This is a genomic window from Arcicella gelida (genome assembly GCF_034931025.1).
Classification (GTDB): Bacteria; Bacteroidota; Bacteroidia; order Cytophagales; family Spirosomataceae; genus Arcicella; species Arcicella gelida.
Window position 1 is genome coordinate 1 of record NZ_JAYGIL010000027.1, and the last position, 11,665, is coordinate 11,665.

The 11,665-nt window shown below is 35.1% G+C and carries 11 protein-coding genes; 2 read left to right on the forward strand and 9 right to left on the reverse strand.

Annotation, left to right across the window (positions count from 1 at the left end; genetic code table 11):
- Nucleotides 1-194 precede the first annotated feature (194 nt).
- The 5 genes from VB776_RS18250 to VB776_RS18270 all read right to left on the reverse strand — a co-directional run bounded on the left by VB776_RS18250 (nucleotide 195) and on the right by VB776_RS18270 (nucleotide 5,791).
- Complete coding sequence (locus VB776_RS18250; protein WP_323698316.1) at nucleotides 195-1,187, reverse strand: aspartate-semialdehyde dehydrogenase; 993 nt, start codon at nucleotides 1,185-1,187, stop codon at nucleotides 195-197.
- A gap of 40 nt (nucleotides 1,188-1,227) precedes the next feature.
- Nucleotides 1,228-1,725, reverse strand: a complete 498-nt coding sequence (locus VB776_RS18255; RefSeq protein ID WP_323698317.1) for a hypothetical protein — start codon at nucleotides 1,723-1,725, stop codon at nucleotides 1,228-1,230.
- Between the two features lie 201 nt (nucleotides 1,726-1,926).
- Complete coding sequence (locus VB776_RS18260) at nucleotides 1,927-2,499, reverse strand: 5-formyltetrahydrofolate cyclo-ligase (protein ID WP_323698318.1); 573 nt, start codon at nucleotides 2,497-2,499, stop codon at nucleotides 1,927-1,929.
- 150 nt (nucleotides 2,500-2,649) lie between these two features.
- On the reverse strand, nucleotides 2,650-5,202 hold the full coding sequence (locus tag VB776_RS18265; RefSeq protein ID WP_323698319.1) for a M14 family metallopeptidase: 2,553 nt from the start codon (nucleotides 5,200-5,202) through the stop codon (nucleotides 2,650-2,652).
- Nucleotides 5,203-5,398: 196 nt separating this feature from the next.
- Nucleotides 5,399-5,791 carry a TraR/DksA family transcriptional regulator gene (locus tag VB776_RS18270; RefSeq protein WP_184130671.1) on the reverse strand — a complete coding sequence of 131 codons (393 nt, stop codon included), beginning with the start codon at nucleotides 5,789-5,791 and terminating at the stop codon, nucleotides 5,399-5,401.
- Nucleotides 5,792-6,210: 419 nt separating this feature from the next.
- Between VB776_RS18270 and VB776_RS18275 the strand changes: the two genes are divergently transcribed.
- On the forward strand, nucleotides 6,211-7,485 hold the full coding sequence (locus VB776_RS18275; RefSeq protein WP_323260467.1) for a Glu/Leu/Phe/Val family dehydrogenase: 1,275 nt from the start codon (nucleotides 6,211-6,213) through the stop codon (nucleotides 7,483-7,485).
- 51 nt (nucleotides 7,486-7,536) lie between these two features.
- Here VB776_RS18275 and VB776_RS18280 read toward each other — a convergent pair whose 3' ends face one another.
- The 4 genes from VB776_RS18280 to VB776_RS18295 all read right to left on the reverse strand — a co-directional run bounded on the left by VB776_RS18280 (nucleotide 7,537) and on the right by VB776_RS18295 (nucleotide 10,510).
- Entirely contained in the window at nucleotides 7,537-8,301 is a 765-nt protein-coding gene (locus tag VB776_RS18280; RefSeq protein ID WP_323698320.1) for a phosphoglycerol geranylgeranyltransferase, read from the reverse strand.
- The gene (locus VB776_RS18285; protein WP_323698321.1) at nucleotides 8,279-8,677 is read right to left on the reverse strand and encodes a hypothetical protein; all 399 of its coding nucleotides are present in this window, start codon (nucleotides 8,675-8,677) and stop codon (nucleotides 8,279-8,281) included. Before VB776_RS18285 ends, VB776_RS18280 begins: the two co-directional genes overlap by 23 nt.
- Nucleotides 8,678-8,817: 140 nt before the next feature.
- Nucleotides 8,818-9,171, reverse strand: coding sequence for a phage holin family protein (locus VB776_RS18290; protein WP_323698322.1), 354 nt, complete (start codon nucleotides 9,169-9,171; stop codon nucleotides 8,818-8,820).
- Between the two features lie 28 nt (nucleotides 9,172-9,199).
- Nucleotides 9,200-10,510: an Nramp family divalent metal transporter gene (locus VB776_RS18295; protein ID WP_323698323.1), complete on the reverse strand. Its 1,311-nt coding sequence runs from the start codon at nucleotides 10,508-10,510 to the stop codon at nucleotides 9,200-9,202.
- Nucleotides 10,511-10,754: 244 nt separating this feature from the next.
- Here VB776_RS18295 and VB776_RS18300 point away from each other — a divergent pair, with 244 nt between their 5' ends.
- The gene (locus tag VB776_RS18300) at nucleotides 10,755-11,420 is read left to right on the forward strand and encodes a metal-dependent transcriptional regulator (protein ID WP_323698324.1); all 666 of its coding nucleotides are present in this window, start codon (nucleotides 10,755-10,757) and stop codon (nucleotides 11,418-11,420) included.
- The last annotated feature ends 245 nt before the right edge of the window (nucleotides 11,421-11,665 follow it).

Here is an 11,665-nt window from a genome sequence, read left to right on the forward strand (position 1 = left end):
AAAATCAAACAAAATTGTATTTTTTAAATAAAGCACCTCAGATGAAAGCAAAAATCCACCCAGAACATGAGTGGATTTTATCGTAAAGCAATATCGAAAAACAATTTTCAAGGGAAGCCGAAATAGCCTAAAAAATAAAAAGCCGAGATAAACATCTCGGCTTTCATTTTACTATCAAACAAACCTGTAAACTACTAAATAAGATTGTTTTTAGCCAAATACTCTACAATTTGTACAGCGTTTGTAGCAGCACCTTTACGAAGGTTATCCGCTACAATCCACATATTAATGGTGTTTGGTTGAGTTTCATCACGACGGATACGTCCTACAAAAACTTCATCCTTACCATGAGCATTGATTGGCATTGGATATACAAAATTCTTAGGGTCATCTTGTAAAATGATTCCCTCTTCATTTGCTAAAATATTTTTTACTTCTTCTACGTCGAAGTCGTTTTCAAATTCAATATTTACTGCTTCAGAGTGTCCACCAATTGTTGGGATACGAACAGTAGTGGCTGTTACTGCAATCGAATCATCCAACATGATTTTCTTGGTTTCATTCACCATTTTCATTTCTTCTTTGGTATAACCATTATCCAAGAATACATCAATGTGTGGTAAAACGTTCAAGTCAATTTTGTGTGGATATACCGCTGGTACATCTGTACGTCCTTCACGTTCTGCAAATAATTGATCAACGGCTGCTTTTCCTGTTCCAGTTACTGATTGGTACGTAGAAACAACTACACGCTTGATTTTATATTTTTTGTGCAAAGGATTCATTACTACAACCATTTGAATTGTAGAACAATTCGGGTTGGCAATAATTTTATCTTCTGGTGTTAATGTAAATGCATTAATTTCTGGTACTACTAATTTTTTAGTAGGATCCATTCTCCAAGCTGAAGAATTATCCACCACTGTAATACCTGCCGCTGCAAATTTAGGAGCTAATTCCAAAGAAGTACCACCACCTGCCGAGAAAATCGCCACGTTTGGTTGCATCTTAATAGCATCATCAAAACCAACAACGGTGTATTGTTTACCCTTAAATTCTACCTGTTTACCCACTGAACGCTCAGAAGCTACTGGTATGATTTCTGTTACAGGGAAATTACGTTCCGCTAACACTTTAAGGATTTCGCCACCGACCAAACCTGTGGCTCCGACTACTGCTACTTTCATTGTTGAAATTGATTATGAATTAATTTATATAAAAAAATGCTTAAAAATTATGCTTTAGCCCAATTCCCAAAACAGCTTGATGTTCGGGTGTGGTTTGAACATTCAAACCGATTTGGTTACTACTGATTACTTCGTTGTAACGATTAATTGCCTTTGATAAATGCACGTTTGACTTTACATTTAAGTAGGTCGAAATCAATAATGTACTTCCAACAGTTGACCAATAAAAACCGCTTGAAACTTTATCTCTATTAAAAATCGTATAAAGCGAAAGCCCAGCGGGAACGATATTAATTAACTTTACTAACCTTTGTTGTTGTTTGTAAGTCAGAAATTCCACATTTACTTTTGGATCTCTTGCTTGCAACAATGGTATTTGTAAAGCCGAAGCATTATCAATTATTTGGCGATCATAAATAAATTTTACTCCGAATAATTGCCGTTTTACTGAAATCGGATACAAGGTTCTTTTTTCTTCCTGAGCAAAGGTTTTGAAACCTAAAAACATCAAAAAGCCTATTAAAATCTTAGTTTTCATGGTTTCTTTCTAATGATTTATCCTTCAAATAAATCACAGGGTTGAATACTCTTCTGAATCGTTGAAATTTAATTTCCTTTAGAAGTCAGGGAAAATAAAAAGTTTGCAAAATTACTTGATAAAATTGGAAGAGAAAAGGAATATCTTAGGAATAGTAGAGTAAATATGTAGGAAATGTTGTTTTTTATTGAAATTTTGCTTTTATCCGAGCGAATAAAGACGATTTGGTGTAATACAGTAATCAATTTTGATGTCAAACTCATTTACATCATCAATTTTATCAATCGGTTCTTCAAGACATAAACCGATTTTAATAAGGTTCGGAGAACAAGTTTGGAGGAAACGGTCATAGAATCCTTTTCCATAACCAACTCTGTTTCCTGTTTCATCAAAAATTAATAAAGGGACAAGTACCATTGATATTTCAGACGGAGTAATTAATTCACCAGAAACGGGTTCTGGAATTTCCCATTTATTTTCAACAAGTTTATTTTCATCGTACAGAAAATGTTCCATTTCGAAAGTATTCGGAATACATTTTGGCACAACAATTTTTACTTGTGGAAATTCATCTTGAATTCTTTTAATCAACAAAAAAGTATTGATTTCATTTTGCTTGATGATTGGCAGAAAAGTATGAAGGTATTTTACAGTATCAAGCTTGAAATGTTGAAAAAAAAGCTCGACAATCGCCTGACTTTTTGCCAATACTTCTGTTTGAGAAAGAGCTTTTCGTTTAGAAAGATAATATTTTCTGAGGGCTGGTTTGTTCATTGTAAAAGCTTTAAGTAATGAGCGATGAGCTTTAATTAAATCAAAAAAGCCCTTAAATTTCTCTATTACATTAAAGAAATCTAAGGGCTAAATTGATAATAAATCTTAATTTTTCAAAACTCCTCAGTCAACACTCCCAACTCCGCACTTTTAGTCTTCCTCTCCGCCACGTACTCCTGAAAGTATCGTTGAGCCAAAGAAAATAGCATTCAAAAACAATTTGTTTGTGCCATACCAGAACGCTCTGAAATTTGGATTATCAGTCATCACAATTACTTTTCCTGCTCCGAAAGACGTTGCTACTACCGAAGGAGTATTTTTCATCAATTTCTTATTTCTTTCTGTTACGTAGCCACTCACAAGCGGGTCGTTTGTATAAATTAGTGGTGCATTGTACGGATCTTTGATTTTTTCTAAGTAAATATTATTATCTCTGAAAACACTTAAAGTTTGGTCTTTATATCCATAACCAATCGGATGCGTAGGGTCTAATTTTACTTGGAAAATCGCACCACTTGTTTGTTGCGCACCTTTGTAGCGTTCAGCCAAAGCATAAGGTTTAAACGAAGCAGTGTCAGCAGGAATTGTTTTGATTTTTACAGGCGATAAACCTTTGGCAACAGCCCATTCTACAGCATCGGTCAAAGTAATCAACGTTCCGCCATTGCGTACCCATGTTTTTATTTTCTCTTCATTCAATGTACTGTACTCGCCACTTGAAAGAATCAAAGTATTGTATTTCTCTAAACTCATGCGATTTACTTGCGTAATATCCGACATCGTTAATGGAATATTTACTCTGGTATCTAACAAATGCCAAATTTCACCTGCATCGTTTGGATTCACGCCTGCACCCGTTAGCATCAATACTTTTGGCTGACGCATCTGTGCGAAATAACTACTTCCTAAATCAATGCCCGAAGGCGTTAATCCAGTTTGCAAAGCATAAAAATCAATACCATCACGTTCTGCAAGTGTTTGAAGAAGCGTTTTTAAAGCCGCAAAATCAGCTTGCTGGTTTGACCCAAAAGTTACTTCAACCGTTCCATAGCTAAAGTTTTTCGTTCCGCCTTCAAAAACACCTGTGAAAGGTTCTGTGGCTACTTTCAGCTTGTAGCCTTTTTTCTGTAATTCATAAGCTGCTCTTGGGGCAAAATATCCGTCCCATTCAAACACATAGCCATAAGTAGTATTGCCAATAATTTTTCCTTTCGGGAAATCATTTTTAGATAATTTATCACCTAAAGTAAGTGCAACTTTTGCTTCTGAATAAGGCACATTAAAACAATGTGGCATCGACCAAGCCGAAATATCATAGAAAAGGGAATCTTCGAAAGTTGTTCGTTTTTCAAAAATGCCTTGTACTAAACGATATTGTGGTTGGCTTAATGGTACAACGAATGCTTCTCCTTTTTTGAAAGTTTTTCCGTCTAAAACTTCATCTTTCGATACATTGAAAACATCAATTTCGTGTTGGCGAAGAATGTTAATCATTTCCCAAACTTTTACTTTATCATTTCCACCGCCAAAAACGAATGCTTTTGTTGCCGAAGTAGATTTTTCTTGATAGAAATTTCTTTGATAATCTAACAAATCTTGACGCATAGCCTTAGCCGCACGCAAAGTAGAAAGTGTTGTTACAAACTGATTCCTTACGGTAAAAGCAAAACTCATATTGCCATTTTGAGTTTCCTGTAAATGTCCACGTGAACTGGCTTGTTCAAATAAAATACCAATACTTCCTTGGACATCTGGAAAAGTAGAGCCTTTTCCGTAATAAAAATCGTCGTAACCTTCTTTGGTGAAGTATAATGAACCGATTTTATCTAAAGCCGTAGCATGGAATTTCCCGATTAATTCTGTTAGGTCAATATTCTTTTTCGGAGTAAGTGGATGCGTTCTCGCTGGAATGCCAGGCTGGAAAAAGAAAGATGAATTTGGACCCATTTCGTGGTGGTCAGTCAGAATATTTGGTTTCCATTCATGGAATTTCTGGATTCTACCTTTACTTTCTGGGTGTTGCGTATAAAGCCAATCACGGTTTAAGTCGAACCAATAATGGTTAAAACGACCGCCTGGCCACATTTCATTCAATTCACGGCTGTTGGGGTCAGCTACCAAATTGTTACTTTTATTCGCATTTACCCAACTTGAAAAACGTTCGCCGCCATCTGGATTGATTCTTGGGTCGAGTAATATCACAGATTCATTCAAAATAGAATCTATTTCAGCACCTTGTGCTGCCGCCAAATAATACAAAGCCAATACCGAAGCATTTGTTCCACTTGCTTCGTTTCCGTGAACAGAATAACCCATCCAAACTACGATAGGCATATTTTTAGTATCTAAACTGGAAGATTTATCTGGTTCAACCAATTTGTGGTGGTCTGTTTTAATTTTATCAACGTTCGCAAGATTCTTTGGGGAAGAAATCGTTAGGAGTAATAATTGGCGGTTTTCATAGGTACGCCCGTACTCGCTGAGTTCTACTCTGTCTGACAATTCGGCTACTTTTTTCATGTAGCCCAAAAGTTGTTCGTGTTGAATGTGCCAGTCGCCTACTTGATAGCCCAAATATTGTTGTGGCGTAGGAATTTTAGGGTCGTAACTAATATTTTGCGGTAAATAGTAGCTGTTGGGAACTTGTGCAAAAGCAGTTTGAACAAGCATAAAAAACAAAAAAGCGGTTAACCGCTTTTTCATTGAAATGTTTATGGGAGAATTGTTATTCATATTTATTAGTTTGATGATGATAATGCAGGATTGTAAAGGAGCTATGATATACACAGCTCAGAAGTATTTTAAATTTTTGAAGAGTAAAACAAAGACACAAGAAGTTTTATTGAAGAGATTTTATAAAACCCTACAATCTTTAATGCTAAACTTGCTTCTTTGAAAACTAACGTTGTTTCATCAACTTAGCTTCAATTGTTTGTTGTGTATGCGGAACGGCTCTCAAGCGTTCTTTTGGAATTAATTTTCCAGTATCAATACATACACCATAAGTACCATTTTTGATACGAATCAAAGCATTTTCTAATTGCGTAGAAAATTTTTGTAAACGTGCTGCTAATTGACTCATACTTTCTTTTTCTGAAGTATCGGCGCCATCTTCCATTGGTTTTGAGCTACCCGCAGTCACATCAGTTCCTGGGTCATTACGTTTGTGCAATGCCTCACGAATGTAGTTTAGCTCGCCACGTGCATCTTCAAGTTTGCTCGTGATAAGTACTTCAAATTCTTTTAGCTCTTCCTCAGAGTAACGAGTTTTTTCTTCTACAATAGTGTTCATATTCTAATAGGGCTATTTGGGTTGAAGATTTTAATTAATAGCGTTTAAAATTTACGCAAAGATAAATGGTTCAAACTTAAATTTGCAATATTTCAAGAATAAATAAAATTTTTCTAAAATTTTATAATTCCTTAATTTTTGAAATTAACCAATGAATATTTGGCAAATGAACCTATCTTCCATAAAGTTAAAAAGCAAAACGCAAAAAAACCTCAAAATTATGTTTTTTGATTGAAAATCAGGTATTTCTACTTACGTTAAAAGTACTTGTTTTTGTTGTTTGAAGAGTGTTATGTTTGTGCATTATCAACAAAAACTAATCTCAAGCATTGATTACCATTCATTTAGAAAAAAACAGAAAATAGTATTTTCTTAATATTATAGTTTTCAGAAGGTTGGCAGTCGATGATATAAAGACAATGACTTACATAGAACCCGCTCCGATTAAGGACAAAGAGAATCCGCTAGAATCCATGATGCAACGCTTTGATAAAGCTGTTGAGTTATTGGGAATCTCTGATGAAATGTATTACATCTTGAAAGTACCTGCCCGTCAGGTAACTGTAGGCTTACCCATTACGATGGATAATGGAAGTATTAAAGTATTTGAAGGTTATCGAGTGATTCACTCCAATATTCTTGGTCCTTCAAAAGGTGGTATTCGTTTTGATCCTGCTGTAAACATTGATGAAGTAAGAGCTTTGGCTGCTTGGATGACTTGGAAATGTGCCGTAGTGGATATTCCTTATGGTGGTGCTAAAGGCGGTATTGCTTGTAATCCTCGTGAAATGTCGGCTGGCGAAATGGAACGTTTGATGCGTGCTTATACGGTTTCGATGCTAGATGTTTTTGGACCAGACAGAGATATTCCTGCACCAGATATGGGTACTGGTCCCCGTGAAATGGCTTGGTTGATGGATGAGTACTCTAAAGCAAAAGGAATGACTGTAAATGCTGTTGTGACAGGAAAACCACTGGTTTTGGGGGGGTCATTGGGTAGAACAGAAGCTACAGGTAGAGGAGTAATGGTTTCTGCTTTGGCTGGGATGGATAAATTGAAAATTAATCCTTATAAATCATCTGCGGCTGTTCAGGGTTTTGGAAATGTGGGTTCGCATGCTGCTAATTTATTGCATGAACGTGGCGTAATGGTAAAAGCGATTTCTGATATTTCAGGAGCATATTATAATGAAAATGGTATTGATATTGAAGGGGCAATTAAGTTCAGAGATTTGAATAAAGGTACTTTGGAGAATTTTCCGGGTGCTGAAAGAATCAGTCATGAAGAATTACTGACGTTGGATGTTGATGTACTTGTACCCGCTGCTAAAGAAGATGTTATCAACAATGAAAACGCTCCTTATATTCAAGCAAAATTAATTGTAGAAGGTGCTAATGGCCCAACATCAGCATCTGCCGATGATATTATTAATGACAAAGGAATTTTGGTTGTGCCAGATATTTTGGCAAATGCAGGAGGAGTAACGGTTTCGTACTTTGAATGGGTTCAGAATAGAATGGGCTATAAATGGAATTTAGACCGTATCAATCGCCGTTCTGACAGAATTATGAAAGATGCTTTTGATAAAGTATTCTTGACTTCGCAACAATTTAAAGTACCAATGCGTATTGCCGCTTATATTGTGGCAATTAAAAAAGTAGCAGATACTTATAAATTCCGTGGGGGTTATTGATAAATGTTTAGGATTGTCAGCTTTTCAAAAAGTTGACAATCCTTGTTATCTTTAAGAATTAACAAATCGCTCGTTAAAACCTCTTACCGTTTTTGCGATTTCTTGAATTAAATCTACTCTTTCTTCAATTGCGTTACCAACCACAATTACGTCTGCGCCAGCTTTTAGGGCATCTTGGGCTTTCTTGGCTGAATTAATTCCTCCACCAACAATTAAAGGAACTTCAATAGATTGCTGTACGGCAGCAATCATTTCTGGTGAAACAGCATTATAAGCTCCAGAACCAGCATCCATATAAATCAATTTCAATCCTAACATTTCACCAGCCATTGCTGTACAAGCTGCAATGCTTGGTTTATCGTGTGGAATTGGTGTTGTATTAGAAATATACGAAACCGTTGTTTGGCGACCGCTATCAATAATCATGTAGCCTGTTGGTAATACCTCTATGCCACTTCTTTTGAGAATAGGAGCGGAAATTACTTGTTGTCCAATCAAATAGTCAGGATTTCTTCCTGAAATTAAAGATAAGAATAATACGCCATCAACTTGATTAGTAAGATGTAAGCTATTTCCAGGGAATAGAATAACTGGAATATCACTACTTTTTTTAATTTCAATAATAACCATTTCCATAATGTGACTGGTAATTAAACTACCGCCCACAAAAAAGAAATCTACAGCTTGTTCCTTACTCAAGGCTATTAAATGCGAAAAGCTGTCTTCATTGACTTTGTCTGGGTCAATCAAGACAGCAAATGCTTTTTTGCCTTGGGCTTTTAGCTCGTAAAATTTATTGAGAAGATTTCTCTGCATGATTTTCTTTTAAAATCGAAAGGGCTTCCATGACTTTATCTTTGGCAATTGCCATTAAAAATGACAGCATGTAGCCTTTAATAGATGAAATAAGCCAAGATTCTTTCGTTTTTTCTTTTTTTACAACAACAGGTAAATTACTATTTTCTGATACCTTAGTTGTTACTTTTTTTTCGGAATCTGAACTGAAAAAACTAAAAATCAAATAAGTGGTAGCCAAAACGCCACCCACAATCAGTGCGGTTGTGCCGATACGAGTCGCCTCTGATTTAAGGTCACTTACTTGTCCGTCAATCGTTTCTTTATATGCTTTTGCTTCTAAATGTAATTCTCGTTTACGTTCAGAGATTTTTTTGGGGCTAACTACTGGAAACATAATCTTCACGTGGTTCTGTTATTGTCTAAGCAAAATTCATGACTAAACTTACCAATACAATAACTGTGTACGTATCTAAAACTATTCAAAAGTAATAAAAATTGCTTTTTTGACTGAAAATTTAAAGAAAGAATTCAATTTTAATTTTCCTGAAATACTGTTTCAGCTTCTTCTTCAATACTTTTTGTGATTGTATCAGGTTTAAGTAAGGTTTTTCCAAGATGAAAAACGTAAGCTACAACAATTGCCAATAAAATTGTAACCGCAAGAAAACCAAGATATTCACTTTTGAAAACATGGTTTAAAAATAAAGCCAAAGTCAGTAATGAAAACATAAAAAGCATTCCCGCAGAAAGTATAAGGATTGCTCCGATAACCAACTTTTTAATCGTTTCTTGAACACGTTCTTCTACTTCAAGTTTGGCAATTTCAATATGCGTTTGAACGTACTTATAAATATTTTCAATCAATCCGTTTGTCTCTGGTATTTTCATGGCTTACCTATTTTTTCAATACAAATAACTAAAAAATAGTATCCCAAAGCAAATATCCATTCAAGGCAATGATAATAATAGCTACAATCCAAGAGCAAACTTTCATCAATTTTGAGTTCACAAATTCGCCCATTTGCTTTTCGTCACTTGTGAAAACAATCAAAGGAACAACGGCAAAACTAAGTTGTAAGGATAAAATTACTTGGCTCAATACTAATAAATCTCCCGTACCTTTTTCTCCATAGATAATCGTAACAATCAATGCTGGAATTACTGCTATTAAACGAGTAATAAGTCGTCTCAGCCAAGGTTTGAGTCTTAAATTCAGAAAACCTTCCATTACAATTTGCCCAGCCAAAGTACCTGTTAAAGTAGAGTTCTGACCAGATGCTAATAATGCTACGGCAAAAAATATACCAGCGAATTTTACACCTAAAACAGGGTCAAGTAAATGATAAGCATCGTTGATGTCTGCCACATTTTGATTACCTGTGTTGTGGAAAGTTGCCGCTGAAATAATCAGAATGGCAGCATTGATAAAAAAGGCAAGTGATAGAGATAAGTTAGAATCTATCGTGGCAAAAAAGATGGCAGAACGTTTTCCTTCACTATTTTTTTCAAAATTACGAGTCTGAACAATGCTAGAATGCAAATACAAATTATGTGGCATTACGGTTGCTCCCAAAATTCCGATGGCAACATAAAGCATTTCTGGATTGGTGATAATTTGAGGTTTGGGTAAAATACCTCCCAAAATTTCCTTCACAGATGGTTGAGAAACAAAAATTTCATAACCAAAACAGCAAAAAATCATGAAAATCAAACCAGCAACGATACATTCTAAAGCTCTAAAGCCTTTTCCTTGAAAGTATAAAAGTACTAAAACATCTAAAACCGTAATGACAACGCCTACTGTGAGGGGCAAGCCAAAAAGTAAATTAATGGCAATGGCAGAACCAATTACTTCTGCTAAGTCGCAGGCGGCAATGGCAATTTCACACAAAACCCACAAAGTAATAGCAACAGGTTTTGAATAAGCATGGCGACAAGCTTGTGCTAAATCTCGTCCAGAAGCAATGCCTAATTTTAAGGAAAGATGCTGAAGTAGCATTGCAAAAAGATTGGAAATCAGAATGACAGAAAGTAACGTATAACCAAATTTTGAGCCTCCAGCAATGTCTGTCGCCCAGTTCCCAGGATCCATATAACCAACAGCTACCATTAAGCCTGGCCCTGTAAAAGCCCATAATTTTTTATAAAATGAACCTGTTTTAGGCACATTTATTGAACCATATACTTCTGGTAATGAATGATTAAAAATTGTGTTTTTTATATTCATATTAAATATGCGATGTAATTGTAAGGTTTGTTGAATACAATAATCAATATTTTCTTTTATAACCTGATGAAATGATTTACAATGAATGCTTCATGATTACCGCTACATAAGTAATGTAAATTTATTTTTTGTTAAGTACAATTCAAAATATTTTTTTAGATTAATCTAAAATTTAATTATTTGCTTATAAAATAATATCTTTGTTCAGCTAATAAAGCTATTATTATCCCTAAAAATTGCCATCATGACTTCATTCACGGAAGAAAACTACCTTAAAATAATTTATAAGCTTTCTGCGGAAACCGACAGTGAAGTCAGTACGAATGCAGTTGCAGAACTGACACTTACTAAAGCGGCATCTGTTTCAGATATGCTTAGGAAACTCTCAGAAAAACAATTAGTTAATTATCAAAAATATCAAGGTGTTAGGTTAACAGAACTCGGCGAAGCCGTTGCATTGAAAGTTATCAGAAAGCACCGTTTATGGGAAGTTTTTTTGGTAGAAAAGTTGGGTTTCAATTGGGATGAAGTACACGAAATTGCAGAACAATTAGAACATATTGATTCGGAAGAATTGGTTGAAAGATTAGATGAGTTTTTAGGTTTCCCGAAATTTGACCCACACGGAGACCCTATTCCAGATACTTTCGGAATTATGCCTGAATTGAGGTATCAGAATCTTTCAGAAATTAGTGTTGGGCAGAGCGTTGTGATGATGGGTGTTTCTGAGCATTCAGCAACTTTTTTACAGTACTTAGCCAAAATGGGCTTGACGTTGGGTTGCCATATTGTTGTGAAAGAGCTAAACGATTTTGATAAATCACTTAATGTAAAGCTTGGCGATTTATCAAATCATTTTATTAGCCATGAAGTAGCCAAAAATTTACTCGTAAAAAGTATTAAAAACTAAGAACATAAAAAAACCTAACAACGCCGCCACGTTGCTAGGTCAAAAAATCTACGTTACAAGAACGCAATACAAAGGTACAAAAAATGGAGTTTAAGTCAAGCATTTGCTAAAAATAGCAGATGTATTTTTTTGAATTTTGTACGAACTAAGATTTTTCTTTTATAAACGCCAAGAATTTATTGACGAAACAAAAAATCTCTTCTTTACTTTTTTAACTAATTTTTGCTGAAATAAGCCTTCTTTTT